The sequence below is a fragment of the Streptomyces sp. NPDC026500 genome (assembly GCF_055567635.1).
The window spans coordinates 287172-305049 of record NZ_JBVHQB010000003.1; the positions used below are offsets into that span (position 1 = coordinate 287172).

Below are 17878 nucleotides of genomic sequence, written 5' to 3' on the forward strand. Positions count from 1 at the left end.
CGTCCCGGGGGGCGCGCCGCGCGCCGGAGCCGCCCCCGCGGAGGTCAATTCCCCCGTTGCCACACATCGCGACGAGCCGCCGCCGTACGGTAGTGGGGGCGGCACAGATCTTGCGGAGCCGTGGGGAGAGAGGGCCTGGGCCATGGACCGTGGCACGGAAGTGGGCGCAGCTCCCAGCCGCGGAGCTGGGAACGGCGCGGTGGAGCACGCCGCCGCCGGACGCATCCCGCTCGCCGTGGTCGTCGTGGATCGCGACGGGCTCGTCTCCCACTGGAGCAGCGGCGCGCGTCGTATGTTCGGCGCCCCCAAGGAAGAAGCGCTGGGCCGGCACGTCGTCGACCTGCTCCCCGTCTCCGGCGCGCTCCCCGAGGACACGGACGCGGCCCCCTTCGGGAGTTGGGCGACGTACGACGGACTCGGGCCCGGCCTGGAGTCCTCCCTGGGCGGGCGGCTCTCCTATCCGGCCGCCGGACGCGCCCGGCTCACCGTGGCGGGTCCCGACCGGATCGACGTCCTGTGGTGGGCCTACCCGCTGGTCGGCCCCGGCAAGGAGCGGCTCCTCGTGCTCGCCGCCGACGCGGCCGCGATGCGCCACGACGACGACGTCTCCTTCGAGCGCATCGCGCCCGGCTTCGCACTGCACACCGACTTTCCCGGCGCCGAGGAGCTGGCCCGCCGGCTGCCCGAGATCCTGCCCAGCATGAGCGTCGGCGAGAGCGCTCGCATCGTGTCGCAGGTTCTGGAACTGGGCTATCCCGTGCTGGAGTTCAGCCAGAACGACCTGGTGCCCGTCACCCCCGACTGGGGAGTGCCCAGGCGAGCGGAACGCAAGGCGCGCCGCGAGCGGGCGGCACGGGCGGCGGCCTCCGGCGTGCCCTTGACGCAGGACCTCCCGGACGACGAGGGCGAGGACCTCGAGTACGTCGCCGTGCGTGAGCGCCTGGAGTTCCTGAACGAGGTCAGCGGGCGCATCGGAACCTCACTCGACCTGTCGCAGACCATCCTGGAGGTCAGCCGCGCCGTCGTGCCGCGCTTCACGGACGTGGCGGGCACCTATCTGCGTGAGCAGGTCGTCGCCGGTGAGGGCTTTCCCGAAGGCGTGCCCGACACCACCACCATGTGGCACCGGGTCGCCCTGGAGCACACGGACGAGCCGGGCCGCTGGGACGATGTCGTGCCGGTCGGCGAGGCCATGCCCTTCCCGGCGCACACACCCTTCTTCCAGTGCATGACCACCGGTGAGCCCGTCCTCGTGCCGCGCATCAGCGAGCAGATGGGACACATGATCGCCGCGCAGTTCGAGAAGCGCGACATCAGGCCGCTCATCACCCACCGCTCCATGCTGGTCGTCCCGCTCAAGGCCCGCAATGTGGTGCTCGGGTTCATGATCCTGCTGCGTCACCCGGAGCGCGTCGAGTTCAACGACATGGACCGGGTCACCGGAGCCGAACTGGCTGCCCGTGCAGGCCTGGTGCTGGACAACGCGCGCATGTACACGTACCAGGAGAGCGTCGCCGAGACCCTTCAGGACAGCATGCTGCCGACCATCGCGCCCCGGATGGCCGGCTGTGACATCGCCACCCGCTATCTGCCGGGCACGCTCCTCGGACGCGTCGGCGGCGACTGGTTCGACTCGGTGAAGCTGCCCGGCTCGCGCACCGCCCTGGTCGTCGGAGACGTCATGGGTCACGGCCTCAACTCCGCCGCGATGATGGGCCAGTTGCGCACCGCCGTACAGACCATGGCCGCGCTCGACCTGCCGCCCGCCCAGCTTCTGCGCAACCTCGACGACCTCGCCCAGCGCCTCGGCGACAACTATCTCGCGACCTGCCTGTACGCCGTCTACGACCCGATCGCCGGAGAGCTGCACCTCGCCAACGCGGGCCACATCCCGCCGGTCCTGGTCCGCGCCGGGGACGGCCGCAGCGAGCTGCTCGATCTGCCGACCGGGGCGCCCATCGGGGTCGGCGGAGTGCCCTTCGAAGCGGTCCACGTGCAAGTGGAGCCCGGCGACCGGCTCGTGATGTGCACGGACGGGCTCGTCGAGGTGCGCGGCGAGGACATCGGTGTCGGCCTCGCCACCCTCTGCGAATCCGCCGCCCACCCGGCCGCCTCCATGGACCACGCCTGCGACACCATCATCCGCGCACTCAACACCCGCGGCGGGCGCAAGGACGATGTCGCCCTGCTCATGGCCCGGCTCAACGGAATCGAGTCCGAGGACGTCGCCGCATGGCGCCTGGTGCTCGACCCGGTCGAGGTCGGCAGGGCGCGCGCCGTGGTCCGCGAACAGCTGCACGTGTGGGGTCTGTCCGGCCTCGCCGACAACGCCGAGCTGATGGTCGGCGAGCTGGTCACCAATGCCGTACGACATGCGCACACCCGCCGGATCGAGCTGCGGCTCGTTCGCGGCGACACCCTGCTGTGCGAGGTGGACGACGACGACCACACACTCCCGAACCTGGTCAGCGCGGGTCCCGGCGACGAGTTCGGGCGCGGTCTGCGCCTGGTCAGCGCACTCTCCCGCGAGTGGGGGGCCAGCCGCACCGGCGCGGGCAAGACCGTGTGGTTCGAACTGACGCTCCCGCGAGGCTGAGTCGATGCCGCGAGACTGGTTGATCCCGCGCGGTTGATTCGATCCCGCGACGCCGTCGTGTTCTCCCGGCAGAAGGTTCGGTTCCGTGATGCGGAATCGCATCCGTGATGCGGACGCACGTCCGTGACGCGGGCACGGCAGGAGGCGGGCTCGGCCTGCGAAGGCGTACGTGGTTCGAATGAGCGGTGAAAGCATGCGCCGTCGGCTTGTCGCCGCACGCCTGGGCGCGATAGACCGATCAGGCCCGCCGGGTCCCGGCGGGCGCGGTCGCGACCCCGGGAGCGGGCATGAGCGTGAGCAGTGGGTACAGAGGGGCCTGGGAGGGCTTCTGGCGCGAGGCCCCCGGCGAACAGGGCGGGGTCTTCTGGGACGCCGAGCCCGCGCTCGCGGCCGCGGTCCACCTCGCCCTCTTCGAGCCGCTCCTGACGGCACCGGACCTGCCCCTTGTGGACCTCGGCTGCGGCAACGGCACCCAGACCCGCTTCCTGGCCGACCGTTTCCCGCAGGTCGTCGGCACCGACCTCGCGCCGGCGGCGCTCGACCACGCCCGCACCGCCGACCCGGCGGGCCGGGCCCGCTACCGGCTGCTCGACGCGGCGGACAAGACCGAGACCGAGGCGCTGCACGCGGAGCTCGGCGACGCCAACGTCTATATGCGGGGCGTGCTCCACCAGGCCGAGCCGGACGACCGGCAGCCGCTGGCGGACGGGCTGGCCACTCTGGTGGGGGAGCGGGGCCGGGTCTTCCTGGTCGAGCTCGCCGAGGCCGCCGGTCCGCTCCTGCGGGGGCTGGCCCAGAGTCCGGACGGCCCTCCGGCCAAGCTGGCCCCGGTGTTCCGGCACGGCATCGCCCCGGGCGAGGTCGCGGACGCCGCGGTCCCCGAGTACCTGCGCCAGGCGGGCCTCACGGTCCTCGCGAGCGGCGAACTCCCGCTCGTCACGACCGAGCACACGCCCGACGGCTCCCCCATCGAACTTCCGTCGCGGTGGCTGGTGGCCGGACGCTCCGGGTGACATCAGTGGTCTGGACCGGTAAGAGTTGTCCACAGGCTCTGCCGGGCCCAGGCCGAAGCGCGTACGGTTTCGGGCATGAAGATCCTCATCAGCGCCGACATGGAAGGCGCCACGGGTGTGACCTGGCCGGCCGACGTGCTGCCGGGGACGCCCCAGTGGGAGCGGTGCCGCGCGCTGTTCACCTCGGACGTGAACGCCGCGGTGCTCGGCTTCTTCGACGGCGGCGCCGACGAGGTGCTGATCAACGAAGCCCACTGGACCATGCGGAACCTGCTGCTGGAGAGGCTCGACGAGAGAGCGGAGATGCTCACCGGGCGGCACAAGTCGCTGTCCATGGTCGAAGGCGTCCAGCACGACGACGTGGACGGCATCGCGTTCGTCGGCTACCACGCGGGAGCGGGCATGGAGGGTGTCCTCGCGCACACCTATCTGGCGAACTCCATCACGGGCGTGTGGATCAACGACGTACGGGCCAGTGAAGGGCTGCTCAACGCCCACGTCGTCGCCGAGTACGGCGTGCCGGTCGTGCTGGTCACCGGCGACGACGTGGCGTGCGAGGACGCCCTCGGGTACGCGCCCGAAGCGCTGAAGGTCGCCGTCAAGGACCATGTCTCGCGGTACGCGGCCGTGTGCCGCACACCGGCCAGGACCGCCGCGGACATCCGGGCGGCGGCCAAGGAGGCGGCGGCGCTGGCGGTGCGGCACGAGTCGGTCGTCGGCGGCCCGTTCACCATCGCCCTGGAGTTCGACGCCGAGCACCTGGCGATGGCCGCCACCGTCGTGCCGGGCGTCGGCCGTGTCGGCGAGCGCAAGATCGCGTACACGAGCGACACGATGTACGAGGGGATTCGGACCTTCAAGGCGGTCACCACGATCGCCTCGGCCGCGGTGGAGGAGCAGTATGGCTGACGCACGGGCACTCGAAGAGGTCGTCCATTTCACCTCCGACCTCATCCGGATCGACACGACCAACCGGGGCGGCGGAGACTGCCAGGAGCGCCCGGCCGCCGAGTACGCCGCCGCGCGGCTGGCCGAGGCGGGCCTCGAACCCACACTCCTGGAGCGCACCAAGGGGCGCACGAACGTCGTCGCCCGGCTGGAGGGCACCGACCCGTCCGCCGACGCGCTGCTCGTCCACGGTCATCTGGACGTGGTGCCCGCCCAGGCCGAGGACTGGAGCGTCCACCCGTTCTCCGGAGAGATCCGCGACGGCGTCGTCTGGGGACGCGGCGCGGTCGACATGAAGAACATGGACGCGATGATCCTCGCCGTCGTCCGGTCCTGGGCGCGCGAGGGAGTACGGCCCCGGCGCGACCTGGTCATCGCCTTCACCGCCGACGAGGAGGCGAGCGCCGAGGACGGCTCGGGCTTCCTCGCCGACGAGCACCCCGGACTCTTCGAGGGCTGCACCGAGGGCATCAGCGAGTCGGGGGCGTTCACCTTCCACGACGGCAGCGGCCGGCAGCTGTATCCGATCGCGGCGGGCGAGCGCGGCACCGGCTGGCTCAAGCTCACCGCGCGGGGGCGCGCGGGGCACGGCTCCAAGGTGAACCGGAGCAACGCGGTGACCCGCCTCGCCGCCGCGATCACCCGCATCGGCGCCCACGAATGGCCGCTGCGTATCACCCCGACCGTGCGGGCCGCCCTGACCGAACTCGCCGCCCTGTACGGCGTGGACGGCGGCCTGGACGACGTGGACGCCCTCCTGCGCAAGCTCGGTCCGGCCGCCGCGCTCGTCGAGCCGACCGTCCGCAACAGCGCCAACCCGACCATGCTGAGCGCCGGTTACAAGATCAATGTGATTCCGGGGGAGGCCGTCGCCTACGTGGACGGCAGATATCTGCCCGGCGGTGAGGACGAGTTCCGTTCGACGATGGACCGGCTGACCGGGCCCGACGTGGAGTGGGAGTTCCATCACCACGAGGTGGCCCTCCAGGCGCCGCTGGACTCGCCGACGTACGCGAGGATGCGAGCGGCCGTCGAGGAGTTCGCACCCGAGGGCCATGTCGTGCCGTACTGCATGTCGGGCGGCACGGACGCCAAGCAGTTCTCCCGCCTCGGCATCACCGGCTACGGCTTCGCACCACTGAAGCTCCCGGAGGGCTTCGACTACCAGGCTCTGTTCCACGGAGTGGACGAGCGCGTCCCGGTCGAGGCGCTCCACTTCGGCGTCCGCGTTCTCGACCGCTTTCTGCGTACGGCCTAGGGGGAAGAGATGCAGACCACGCCATACGGTGCATGGCCCTCGCCGATCGACGCGACGCTCGCCGCCGCGCACGACGGACATCCCGAGTTCGTCGGCTTCGTCGGCGACGAGGCCTGGTGGACCGAGCCCCGGCCGACCGAGGGCGGGCGGCGCACACTGGTCCGGCGGAAGGCGGACGGCACCGAGGAGCCGGTGCTCCCGGCCCCCTGGAACGTGCGCAGCCGCGTCATGGAGTACGGCGGCAACCCCTGGGCGGGAGTCATGCGCCCCGAAGGCCCGCTGGTCGTCTTCGTCAACTTCGCCGACCAGCGCCTCTACCGCTGCGAACCCGGCGGTGTACCGCTCCCGTTGACCCCTCTCTCGCCGGTGGGAGGCGGACTGCGCTGGGTGGACCCGCAGCTGCGGGTGGAGCGCGGCGAAGTGTGGTGCGTCATGGAGGAGTTCACCGGGGACGCACCCACCGACGTGCGCCGGGCCGTCGTCGCGGTGCCGCTGGACGGATCGGCGGCATACGACCGGGACGCCGTGCGGGAGCTGTCCGACGGACGGCACCGGTTCGTCACCGGGCCCCGGCTCTCGCCCGACGGCCGGCAGGCGGCCTGGCTGGCCTGGGACCACCCCCGGATGCCGTGGGACGGCACCGAGGTGATCCTCGCGGACGTCACCGAGTACGGCACACTGTCCGCCCCGCGTCCCGTCGCGGGGGGCCCGGAGGAGTCCGTCGCCCAGGCCGACTGGGCGGCCGACGGCACCCTGCTCTACGTCAGCGACCGCAGCGGCTGGTGGAACCTCCACCGTCTCGGCGCGGACGGCGAGGCGATCGCCGTGTGTCCGCGCGAGGAGGAGTTCGGCGGACCCCTCTGGAAGGTCGGACAGCGCTGGTTCGCGCCCCTGGACACCGGCCTGGTCGCCGTCGTCCACGGACGGGGCGCCACCGCGCTCGGGATACTGGACCCGGAGACCGGCGAGCTCGTCGACACGGCCGGCCCCTGGACCGAGTTCGCGCCGACGCTCGCCGTGCACGGCAGCAGGGTCGTCGGCGTCGGAGCCAGCCCGCGCAGCGCCCACGAGGTCGTCGAACTGGACGCCAGCACCGGGCGGGCCCGGGTGATCGGCGCCGCGCACGACGACCCGGTCGACCCCGCGTACTACCCGGAACCCCAGATCCGCACCTTCACCGGGCCGGCCGGACGCGAGGTCCACGCGCACATCTACCCGCCGCACCACCCCGACCACGTCGGCCTCGCCGACGAACTCCCTCCGTACGTCGTATGGGTCCACGGCGGCCCCACCAGCCGGTCGCCCCTCGTTCTCGACCTGGAGATCGCCTACTTCACCTCGCGCGGAATCGGCGTGGCCGAGGTCAACTACGGCGGATCGACCGGCCACGGACGGGAGTACCGCAACCAGCTGCGCGAACAGTGGGGTGTCGTCGACGTCGAGGACTGCGCGGCCGTCGCGCTCGCGCTCGCCGAAGAGGGCACCGCCGACCCGCGCCGGCTCGCGATCCGCGGCGGCAGCGCAGGCGGCTGGACCACCGCCGCCTCGCTGGCCACCACCGACGTCTACGCCTGCGGCACGATCCTCTATCCCGTCATCGACCTCACCGAATGGGCCTCGGGCGAGACCCACGACTTCGAGTCGCAGTACCTGGAATCGCTGGTCGGTCCGATCGCCGAGGTGCCGGGGCGGTATGCGGAGCGGTCGCCGTCCACGCACGCCGACCGGATCACCGCGCCCTTCCTGCTGCTCCAGGGACTCGATGACGTCGTCTGCCCGCCTGTGCAGTGCGAACGCTTCCTCGCCCGTCTCGAGGAGCCGGGCCGCCGTGTTCCGCACGCCTATATCGCCTTCGAGGGGGAGGGGCACGGCTTCCGGCGCGCCGAGACGATGGTGTGTGCCCTGGAGTCCGAACTCTCCCTGTACGCCCAGGTCTTCGGACTGAACCCGCCCGACATTCCCACTCTGGAGCTGTCCAAGTGAGGCCGCCCGCCGTCGGGGAGCGGACCGGGCCGAGCCGGGTCGGACCGAGCCGGTTCGGGTCAGGCCGGGTCGGGCCGGTTCCGGCCGCCGTGGCAGCCTGGACTTTGTCACGCGGCGTTTCGCGAGCCCCGGCGCGAGACGACCGCGACCGGATGAACCACCAGGAAGTGGAGCAGTACGAGTGACCCGAACGACCGCACCGATCACCGCCCTGACCCGACCCGCGCGGCTCGCCGCCGGGGCCGGGGTCGCGGTCGTCGCGCCCAGCGGGCCCGTCCCCGAGGAGCGGCTGGAGGCCGGCCTCGACATCCTGCGCGGCTGGGACCTCGACCCGGTCGTCGCCCCCCATGTCCTGGACCGGCACGCCGAGTTCGGCTACCTGGCGGGGACGGACGCGGACCGGGCCGCCGACTTCCAGGCGGCCTGGTGCGACCCGGACGTGGCCGCGGTGCTGTGCGCCCGTGGTGGTTACGGCGCCCAGCGCATGATCGACCTGCTCGACTGGGACGCCATCCGGGCCGCGGGCCCCAAGGTCTTCCTCGGCTTCAGCGACATCACCGCACTGCACGAGGCGTTCGCCACGCGGGTGGGGCTCGCGACACTGCACGGGCCGATGGTCGCATCCGTCGGCTTCCTGAAGAACGCCCGGTCGCAGGAGCATCTGCGGGCGACTCTCTTCGAACCCGAGTCGGTGCGGACCATCGCCTCCGGCCAAGCCGTCCCGCTCGTCCCAGGCAAGGCCCGCGGTGTCACACTCGGCGGCTGCGCGAGTCTGCTGGCCGCGGACGTCGGCACACCGCACGCCCGTGTCTCCGCCCGCGACGGGCTGCTCCTGATCGAGGACATCGGCGAGGAGGCCTACCGGCTGGACCGGATCCTGACGCAGCTGCTGCGCACCGGCTGGCTGGACGGGGTGGCCGGGGTCGCGCTCGGCTCCTGGGTGGACTGCGGACCGTACGACGGACTGCGCGCGGTGTTCGCCGACCGGCTCGGCGGGCTCGGCGTTCCGGTCGTCGAGCACTTCGGGTTCGGGCACGCCGAGGGGACTCTGACGATGCCGTTCGGCGTCCGCGCCGAACTCGACGCGGACGCGGGGACACTCACACTCGACGAGCCGGCGCTGCTCTGACGTCACGGTCGCGCCGCGCTGAGGGGTGTGCCCCTTTCGCGGTCGGGGGCCGTCCGTGGTCGTGCCTCGCTCACCGTCGTGCCCCATGCGGGGTCGTGCCTCGCTCACCGTCGTGCCCCATCCGTGGTCGCGTCCCGCACGCGTCCGCCCTGGTTATGGTCGGGTCGGGGCGCGGTCGCGGCGCGGTCGGGGTGCGACTCCGGGGACCCCGGCACGTCGGCGCCCCGGCGGCCGGGGACGGGCGACGCCCGTCACCGCGGTCACCCGGAGGAAGCTCCCGCCGCGCGTACCGGCGGCTTCTGGATCATGCTGAGCGCATGAGCCCGAAGACCTCCAAGAACGCCGGTACGAGCGGCGGCAAGGGCACCCGCGAGGGGCCGCTGACGCCGGCCAGGATCGCCGTCCTCGTACTGGCCGTCCTTGCCCTGATCTTCATCTTCGAGAACACCCGCAGCACCAGGATCCGGCTGCTCATCCCCGAGGTGATCATGCCGCTGTGGGTGGCGCTGCTCGCCACCGGGCTGATCGGCGTGGTGTGCGGTGCGTACGCAGCGAGACGCAGACGCTGAAACACCTGCTCGCGTAAGGTGACGGGATGCCTCAGAACGCCGGTTATCTCGCCGAGGGCCCCCGCGTGGGCATACGGCATTTCACCCTCGAGGACGCTGCGGAGTTCACCGCGCGGGCCAGGGAGAGCAAGAGCCTCCACCAGCCGTGGCTCTTCCCGCCCGGCAGTCTCGACGCCTATGCCGCCTACGCGGGGCGGCTCATCGAGGACCCGACCAAGGCAGGGTTCCTCGTCTGCGAACGGGACGGCGGGGGGATCGCCGGATTCATCAACATCAACAACATCGTCGAGGGCGGCTTCCTGTGCGGTGCCCTCGGCTACGGCGCCTTCGCGCACGCCGCTGGGCGCGGGCTGATGACCGAGGGGCTCGGCCTCGTCGTGCGGTACGCCTTCGGGGAGATGGGCCTGCACCGGCTGGAGATCAACGTGCAGCCCGGCAACGCGGCGTCGATCGCACTCGCCCGGAGCTGCGGCTTCCGGCTCGAAGGCTTCTCGCCGGCCTTCATCCACATCGACGGCGCCTGGCGGGACCACGAACGGTGGGCGATCACCGCCGAGATGGTCACGCCCCGCTGACGCATCGCTGACGCCCCGTCGACGTCAGCTGACGACCGCTCGCGGGTGAGCGCGGGCGGGCCTCCGGAAGACGGCACTTCCCGCGGCTCCCCGGCCACCCCCGGCTCCCCGGCACACACGCTTCCCTGGCACCCCCAACTCGACGGCACGCGGCGGCTCCCCGGCACGCCCGGCTTCGCTGGGCGTCCTTCCCCGTGTGGTCCGCCCGGCGGAGGATGAAGGCATGCGGAACATCGTCGTTCTGGACGCTCCCTCCAACCTCGGCCTGCGCCCGCCCGCGCCCGGCACCGTCCCCGGCTGCTACAAGCTGGCCGGCGCGCTGCGCGAGCAGCGGATCGTGCAGAGGCTCGGTGCTCTGGAAGGGGGTGTGGTCGTGCCGCCGCGCTACGACCGGGGGGACTGGCAGGAGGGCGACGGCGTCTTCAACGCGGCGGCCATCGCCACCTACACCCGCAGACTCGCCGATCGCGTCGAACGCCACGTCCGCGCCGGTGACCTTCCCGTCGTCCTCGGCGGCGACTGTTCCATCCAGCTCGGCGCCTCCCTCGCCCTGCGCCGCATCGGCCGCTTCGGGCTGGTGGCCGTCGACGGTTCGGCCGACTTCCGGCACGCCGGGAACTCCGACCGCGTCGGCGCGGCCGGGGGCGAGGAACTCGCGATCGCCACCGGCCGTGGCCAGGACGACCTCTCGGACATCGAAGGGCTGGGGCCCTATCTGCGGGACGAGGACGTACGGCTCTTCGGCATCCGCGACTACGACGACGAGCGCGACGAACTCGCCGCGCTGAAGATCCCCACGACGACCGTCGGGGAGCTGCGCACCTGGGGCGTGGACGCGATCGCGCGGGCCGCCCTGGCGACCCTCGAACTTCCGCACCTGGACGGCTTCTGGGTGCATTTCGACGCGGACGTGCTCGATCCGACCGTGATGCCCGCCGTGGACAGTCCGGACCCCGAGGGCCTGTTCCCCGACGAACTCCTCGCGCTGCTCCGCCCGTTGGTCCGCTCCCCGTGCTGCGTCGGCCTCAACGTCACCATCTACGACCCCGACCTGGACCCCGACGGCACCGCGGGAGCGCTCCTCGCGGACCTGGTCGTCGGCGCCTTTGCGGAGTCCTGACCTGATTCTGACGAGCGGATACCCTGGTCAGCAGGCCGATGACCATGTTCCATGGTCATCGTGACGACGATCCGACGTGACGTACTGACCCTCCCGGCGGCGGAGTTGGGCCCGAGCAACCCGCTGCCGCCCCTGCGGACCCTCGACGAGATGCACACCATCGACGACCGCGACCGCGTCGGCCTGCCGAGCGACATGGCCCGGCAGATCGGGTACGAGCCGCTGCGCAGCGTGCTGCCGGAGCGCATACGGGACGGCTACGAGCGAGAACGGCCGCTCCGCGAACTCGACACGATCGTGATCGAGAACGACCGGCTGCGCGCCACCGTGCTGCCCGGCTTCGGCGGCCGTATCGTCTCGCTCTTCCACAAACCCTCCGCGACGGAACTCCTCTACAGCAACCCGGTGCTCCAGCCTGCCTGTTTCGCCCTCAACGGCGCCTGGTTCTCCGGCGGCATCGAGTGGAACATCGGCGCGACCGGGCACACCACCCTGTCGTGCTCACCCGTCCACGCCGCCCGCGTTCCCGCCCCCGACGGTGGCGAGATGCTGCGCCTGTGGGAGTGGGAACGGCTGCGCGACCTCCCCTTCCAGGTCGATCTGTGGCTGCCGGACGGCTCCGACTTCCTGTACGTGGGCGTCCGCGTCCGCAATCCCCACGAGAAGCCCGCCCCGCTGTACTGGTGGTCCAACATCGCGGTCCCCGAGGAGCGCCGGGTGCTCGCCCCGGCCGAGGAGGCCTGGCACTTCGGCTACGAGCGACGGCTGCGCCGGGTGCCCGTGCCGGCGTACGACGGGATCGACCGGACGTACCCGCTCAACAGCACTTTCCCCGCTGACTACTTCTACGAGGTGCCCGACGGGCGGCGCCGCTGGATCGCCGCGGTCGACGACGCGGGCGAGGGGCTGGTCCAGACGTCCACCGATGTCCTGCGCGGGCGCAAGCTGTTCGTCTGGGGCTCGGGGCCCGGCGGGCGGCGCTGGCAGGAGTGGCTGACCGAGCCGGGGACCGGCGGGTACTGCGAGATCCAGGCCGGACTGGCCCGTACCCAGCTCGAACACGTACGGCTCGAAGCCGAGAGCGATGTCTCCTGGCTGGAGGCCTACGGGCCGTTGTCCGTGAGCGCGGAGACCGCGCACGGGGCGGACTGGGAGGCCGCGCGGGCGGACGTCGAGGGCCGGCTGGAGAGCGCCCTCTCCCGGGACACGGTCGACGCCGCGTACGCCGCCTGGCTGCCGCACGCCGACAAGGATCCCGGCGAGGTGCTCGCCGTCGGATCCGGCTGGGGAGCACTCGAAGTGCTGCGCGGCGCCCACAAGTTGCCCGGCACCCCGTTCGACGAGAGCACGCTCGGCGACGACCAGGCGCCGTGGCGGGAGCTGCTGCGGTCCGGCGCGTTCCCGGAGCCCCGGCGGGTCGGGCCGCCCGGCGAGACGCTGGTGTCCTCGCACTGGCGCGACATGCTGGAGACGGCCCCGGCCGTACCGATCACCGAGTACCACCTCGGCGTCGCCCAGTGGCATGCCGGTGATGTCGCTCAGGCCGTGCGGAGTTGGGAACGGGCACTCGAACTCGCGCCGTCGCTCTGGCCGTTGCTGCGCTGCCTCGCCGTCGCCGACCAGGAAGCCGGCAACCACGAGCGCGCCGCCGACCGTTACGCCGAGGCATTCGACGACCTGTGCCGGGAGCGGCGCGACGACGGGGAACGGTGGACCGCGACGACGGCCGCGCTCGGCCGCGAGGCCGTCGAGGCGCTGCTGACGGCCCGCCGTCCGGCGGACGCGCGGGCCGTGTGGGAGCGGCTGCGGCCCGGGACCCGGGACCGTGGCCGGTTCCGCCTCGTCGAGGCCGAACTGCTCCTCGCCGAGGGCCGCCGCGAGGACGCACGGGCGATCTTCGACGCGGGCTTCGAGGTCGCCGACCTGCGGGAGGGATCGGAGACCATCGACCGGCTGTGGTCCCGGCTCGGTGACGAGCCGCTGCCGGAGCGCTACGACTTCCGCATGCGGCCGCCGTCCACGCTCTGAGCCTGCCGCGCTCACGGCCTCGGGTGTCCCACCGCACGGAGGGGCGGGGCACCCGAGGTCCGTCGCGTCTCAGGTCCGTCGCATCCTAGGCCCGTCGCGTCTCAGGTCCGTCGCATCTCGGGTCTGCGTGTCTCAGCCCCGGTGCGTCCGCGTCTCAGCCACGGCGGTCCGCGTACTCGTACACCGACCCGTCCGGATGCACGGCGATGAGGTTGCGGCCCCCGGGGGTCTCCACCGGGCCCGCGACGACACGGGCGCCGAGGTCGGTGAGGACCCGGCCGGTCTCCTCGACGTCCTTGACGGCGATGGTCGCGGCGACCTTGCGCAGCACGTCGAGTTCGGACTCGGGCCCGCTCATCAGCAGGAAGCAGCCGATCGCGGCGACCGACACACCGCCGCGCTCGAAGCGGAGCGCTCTGCCGCCCGCGAGCCGTTCGTAGAAGGGGACCGCAGTCTCCAGGTCGTCGACGCAGACGCGCAACGTGGCTCCCAGAATCTCCATGGAGACGAGCCTAGTTGGGGACGGACGGAGCAGGAGATCGTTTCGACTGGTCGCTGGTCGCTGGTCGCTGGTCGCTGGTCGCCAATCGCCAATCGCCAATCGCCAATTGGCGATCGTTGGGCGTCCGGGGCCTTCCCGTTACGGGTTCGGTCGGCCGGGTACCCGCACACCATGAAGCGCATCGAGCACCTGGAACATCTGGAGCATCTGGACAAGGAACTCGTCGACGAACTCACCATGGTGGCCCGCGAGACCATCCGCGACGAACTGCGGGAGCGGACGGGCGAACAGCGCCGGACGGCCGCGTTGTACGCCGCTTCGGGGGCCGCCGCGCTGTACGCGGGTGGCGCCGTGGTCCTCGCCCTCGGTCTGGCGCTCGCGTCGGTGCTGCCCGGATGGGCCGCCGCCCTGATCGCCGCCGCGGTGCTCGGGGCCGTCGCCCACGTGCTGCGGGGCATGGCCCGGCCGTCCGCGCCCCGGCCGACGACCCGACGCGCGCACGAGCTTGTCCCGCCCGGCCGGGTCGTCGGCGGCAGCCCGCCCGCCTCCCCGCCCGGCGGCATGGGCCTGCTGTATCCGCCGATCCAGTCCGGGACGCCCGATGTACGCGGCACGGGCACAGGCGCGGACCTCTCCGACGACCCCGAGGCGTGGCTCCGCCGGGCGCGCTGACCTGGGCCCCTTTGGAGCCGGCGAAAAGTCGGAGGTGCCCATGTTTGGGCACCTCGGTCAGGGATACGCGGAAAGCCCCGTACGACGAGCGATTCCGTCAGAGGAGCACCGTGAGTCGACCCCGCATTCTGATCGTCGGTGCCGGCTTCGCCGGGTACCGGACGGCCCGCGTCCTGTCGCGGCTGGTCCGGCACGAGGCCGACATCACTCTGCTGAACCCGACCGACTACTTCCTGTATCTGCCGCTGCTGCCGCAGGTCGCCGCCGGTGTCCTGGAGCCACGCCGCGTCACCGTCTCGCTCTCCGGCACGCTGCCCCACGTACGTCTCGTGCTCGGGGAGGCGCAGTCCGGCGGGATCGACCTCGAAGCGCGGACCGTGCGCTACAGCGGCCCGGAGGGCGACAGCGGCACACTGACGTACGACCGTCTCGTCCTCGCCGTCGGCAGCGTCAACAAACTGCTGCCCGTACCCGGTGTCGCCGAGCACGCGCACGGCTTCCGAGGGCTGCCCGAAGCACTGTATCTGCGGGACCACGTGACCCGGCAGATCGAACTCGGCGCCGCGTCGGACGACCCGAAGAGCCTCACCGCGCGCCGCACCTTCGTGGTCGTCGGCGCCGGATACACCGGGACCGAAGTCGCCGCCCAGGGAAAGCTGTTCACCGACGCGCTGGTGCGCAAGCCCCCGCTGCGTGAAGGAACCCGACCGCGCTGGCTGCTGCTCGACGTCGCCCCGCGTGTGCTGCCCGAGCTGGACGAGAGGCTCTCGCGCACTGCCGACCGCGTACTGCTGCAGCGTGGCGTCGACGTGCGCACCAAGACGTCGGTCGAGGAGGCCACTCCCGATGGAGTCCGGCTCAGCGACGGGGAGTTCGTCGAAACCCGGACGCTGGTGTGGTGTGTCGGAGTACGGCCCGATCCGCTGGTCGAGGGACTCGGGCGGCCCCTCGAGAGGGGGCGGCTCCTCGTCGATCCCCATCTCCAAGTGCCGAGCCATCCAGAGGTGTTCGCCTGCGGGGACGCGGCGGCGGTGCCCGACCTGGAGAGGCCCGGTGAGTACACGCCGATGACGGCCCAGCACGCCTGGCGTCAGGGGAGGATCGCCGGCCGCAACGTCGCCGCCTCGCTCGGAATCGGCGAACGACGCGCCTACCGCCACCGTGACCTGGGTTTCACCGTCGACCTCGGGGGCGTCAAGGCCGCGGCCAATCCGCTGGGCATTCCCCTGTCGGGTCTGGCGGCCGGAGCCGTCACCCGCGGCTACCACCTTGCCGCCATGCCGGCCAACCGGGTCCGGGTCGCGGCCGACTGGCTCCTGGACGCCGTACTGCCGCGCCAGGCCGTGCAGTTGGGCCTGGTCCGCTCATGGTCGGTGCCGCTCGACACCGCCTCGCCCGAGTTGGCGCGGGTGGCGGGAGCACCCGCCGCTGGGGGAGCGCCTGAAGCACCCGGAGCGCCTGTGGCCCCCGAAGCGTCCGCAGCGCCCACGGTGCCCGCAGCGCGTGACGCATCGGACACACCGGGCTCGGACGGTGCGCGCCCGAGCAGTCCAGGAGCCGTGAGCCGCTCGGAAGGAGCGTCATGAACACCCGCCAACTCATCGATCTGGCGCAGCAGTTGCGCGTCGACAGCGTTCGAGCCGCCGACGCCGCGGGCTCCGGGCATCCGACATCGTCGATGTCCGCCGCCGACCTGATGGCGGTCCTGCTGGCCAACCGTCTGCGCTACGACTTCGAACGCCCTCAGCACCCCGGCAACGACCGTTTCATCCTTTCCAAGGGCCACGCCTCACCGCTGCTGTACGCCGCGTACAAGGCGGCCGGTGCCGTGAGCGAGGCCGAGCTGCTCACCTTCCGCAAGGCGGGCAGCCGCCTCGAAGGGCATCCGACGCCCCGGCGGCTGCCCTGGGTCGAGACCGCCACCGGATCGCTCGGCCAGGGACTGCCCGTCGGCGTCGGCATCGCGCTCGCCGGCAAGCGTCTCGACCGCACCGGATACCGGATCTGGGTGCTGTGCGGTGACAGTGAACTCGCCGAGGGATCCGTGTGGGAGGCCGCCGAGCACGCCGGGTACGAACACCTCGACAACCTCACCCTGATCGTCGACGTCAACCGCCTGGGCCAGCGCGGGCCGACCCGGCACGGGCACGACCTGGACGCCTACGCGCGCCGGTTCCGGGCGTTCGGCTGGCACGCCGTCGAGGTCGACGGCCACGACGTGGACGCGATCGACAGCGCCTTCGCCGAGGCGGAGTCCACCGGCGGCCGGCCCACCGTGATCCTCGCCCGTACCCTCAAGGGCAAGGGCGTGGCATCGGTCCAGGACCGCGAGGGCCTGCACGGCAAACCGCTGCCGGACGCCGATCAGGCGATCGCCGAACTCGGCGGGGTGCACGACCGGCACGTGGACGTCCGACAGCCCCCCGCCGCGAGGACGGTGCACGCCGTACGGTCCGGACACCTCGACCTGCCGCGGTACGACACCGGCGACGAGATCGCCACCCGGGACGCCTACGGACAGGCGCTCGCGGCGCTCGGCACCGCCCGCGGCGACATCGTCGCCCTGGACGGCGAGGTCAGCGACTCGACGCGCGCGGAATTCTTCGCCAAGGAACACCCCGACCGCTTCTTCGAGTGCTACATCGCCGAGCAGCAACTGGTCGCCGCCGCGGTCGGCATGGCCGCACGGGGCTGGGTCCCGTACGCATCGACGTTCGCGGCCTTCCTCACCCGCGCCCACGACTTCGTCCGGATGGCCTCCATCAGCGGCTCCGGCATCAACCTCGTCGGCTCGCACTCCGGCGTCTCCATCGGCCGGGACGGGCCCTCCCAGATGGGCCTGGAGGACCTGGCGATGTTCCGGGCCGTCTACGGCTCGACCGTGTTGTACCCGTGCGACGCCAACCAGACCGCGAAGCTCGTCGCCACGATGGCGGACCTGGAGGGCATCCGCTATCTGCGCACCTCACGTGGTGACAGCCCCGTCATCTACAGCGCCACCGAGGAGTTCCCGGTCGGCGGCAGCAAGGTGCTGCGCGCCTCCGCCGGGGACCGGCTGACGCTCGTCGCCGCGGGCGTCACCGTCCATGAGGCCTTGGCCGCCGCGGAGACACTCGACCGCGCGGGCATCCAGACCCGGGTGATCGACCTCTATTCGGTGAAGCCCGTGGACCGCGCGACCCTGCGCGAGGCCGCCGAGGAGACGGGCTGTCTGGTCACCGTCGAGGACCACCGGGAGGAGGGCGGCATCGGGGACGCGGTGCTCGATGCCTTCACCGACGGCCGTCCCGTGCCCCGCCTGGTGCGCCTCGCCGTCCGTGGGATGCCTGGCTCCGCGAGCCCGGCCGAGCAGCTGCACGCCGCGGGCATCGACGCCGAGTCGATCGTGTCGGCGGCCCGGCTGCTGGTGGAGACGGCCGTGGTGCGCTGACCGGAGACCGAAGGGCACCATGGTCAGTACGCCGACGGTGCGGGCCGGCTGTCCT

The 17878-nt window shown here is 72.2% G+C and carries 14 protein-coding genes; 13 read left to right on the forward strand and 1 reads right to left on the reverse strand.

Features of this window, described 5'->3' with window-relative positions:
* Positions 1-142: 142 nt before the first annotated feature.
* The 10 genes from ACZ4N5_RS07105 (at position 143) to ACZ4N5_RS07150 (ending at position 13219) form a co-directional block, all read left to right on the forward strand.
* On the forward strand, positions 143-2596 hold the full coding sequence (locus ACZ4N5_RS07105; protein WP_467756092.1) for a SpoIIE family protein phosphatase: 2454 nt from the start codon (positions 143-145) through the stop codon (positions 2594-2596).
* A gap of 287 nt (positions 2597-2883) precedes the next feature.
* Entirely contained in the window at positions 2884-3609 is a 726-nt protein-coding gene (locus ACZ4N5_RS07110) for a class I SAM-dependent methyltransferase (RefSeq protein WP_467756093.1), read from the forward strand.
* Between the two features lie 75 nt (positions 3610-3684).
* Positions 3685-4518 carry a M55 family metallopeptidase gene (locus ACZ4N5_RS07115; RefSeq protein WP_467756094.1) on the forward strand — a complete coding sequence of 278 codons (834 nt, stop codon included), beginning with the start codon at positions 3685-3687 and terminating at the stop codon, positions 4516-4518.
* Positions 4511-5815, forward strand: coding sequence for a M20/M25/M40 family metallo-hydrolase (locus tag ACZ4N5_RS07120; RefSeq protein ID WP_467756095.1), 1305 nt, complete (start codon positions 4511-4513; stop codon positions 5813-5815). The genes ACZ4N5_RS07115 and ACZ4N5_RS07120 overlap by 8 nt, the downstream gene beginning before the upstream one ends.
* A 9-nt stretch (positions 5816-5824) precedes the next feature.
* Positions 5825-7798: a prolyl oligopeptidase family serine peptidase gene (locus ACZ4N5_RS07125; RefSeq protein ID WP_467756096.1), complete on the forward strand. Its 1974-nt coding sequence runs from the start codon at positions 5825-5827 to the stop codon at positions 7796-7798.
* Between the two features lie 202 nt (positions 7799-8000).
* On the forward strand, positions 8001-8927 hold the full coding sequence (locus ACZ4N5_RS07130) for a S66 peptidase family protein (RefSeq protein ID WP_467756304.1): 927 nt from the start codon (positions 8001-8003) through the stop codon (positions 8925-8927).
* A 317-nt stretch (positions 8928-9244) separates the two neighbouring features.
* Entirely contained in the window at positions 9245-9496 is a 252-nt protein-coding gene (locus tag ACZ4N5_RS07135; RefSeq protein WP_467756097.1) for a DUF1049 domain-containing protein, read from the forward strand.
* Positions 9497-9522: 26 nt separating this feature from the next.
* The gene (locus ACZ4N5_RS07140; RefSeq protein ID WP_467756098.1) at positions 9523-10071 is read left to right on the forward strand and encodes a GNAT family N-acetyltransferase; all 549 of its coding nucleotides are present in this window, start codon (positions 9523-9525) and stop codon (positions 10069-10071) included.
* A 223-nt stretch (positions 10072-10294) separates the two neighbouring features.
* Positions 10295-11191 carry an arginase family protein gene (locus ACZ4N5_RS07145; protein ID WP_467756099.1) on the forward strand — a complete coding sequence of 299 codons (897 nt, stop codon included), beginning with the start codon at positions 10295-10297 and terminating at the stop codon, positions 11189-11191.
* Between the two features lie 51 nt (positions 11192-11242).
* Positions 11243-13219, forward strand: coding sequence for a DUF5107 domain-containing protein (locus tag ACZ4N5_RS07150; RefSeq protein ID WP_467756100.1), 1977 nt, complete (start codon positions 11243-11245; stop codon positions 13217-13219).
* Between the two features lie 154 nt (positions 13220-13373).
* Here ACZ4N5_RS07150 and ACZ4N5_RS07155 read toward each other — a convergent pair whose 3' ends face one another.
* A complete protein-coding gene (locus ACZ4N5_RS07155) occupies positions 13374-13721 on the reverse strand; it encodes a VOC family protein (RefSeq protein WP_365872384.1) in 348 nt (115 codons plus the stop codon).
* Between the two features lie 180 nt (positions 13722-13901).
* Here ACZ4N5_RS07155 and ACZ4N5_RS07160 point away from each other — a divergent pair, with 180 nt between their 5' ends.
* The 3 genes from ACZ4N5_RS07160 to ACZ4N5_RS07170 all read left to right on the forward strand — a co-directional run bounded on the left by ACZ4N5_RS07160 (position 13902) and on the right by ACZ4N5_RS07170 (position 17823).
* A complete protein-coding gene (locus ACZ4N5_RS07160) occupies positions 13902-14393 on the forward strand; it encodes a phage holin family protein (protein ID WP_467756305.1) in 492 nt (163 codons plus the stop codon).
* Positions 14394-14503: 110 nt separating this feature from the next.
* A complete protein-coding gene (locus ACZ4N5_RS07165; protein WP_467756101.1) occupies positions 14504-15979 on the forward strand; it encodes an NAD(P)/FAD-dependent oxidoreductase in 1476 nt (491 codons plus the stop codon).
* Positions 15976-17823, forward strand: coding sequence for a transketolase (locus ACZ4N5_RS07170; RefSeq protein WP_467756102.1), 1848 nt, complete (start codon positions 15976-15978; stop codon positions 17821-17823). Before ACZ4N5_RS07165 ends, ACZ4N5_RS07170 begins: the two co-directional genes overlap by 4 nt.
* Positions 17824-17878 lie beyond the last annotated feature (55 nt).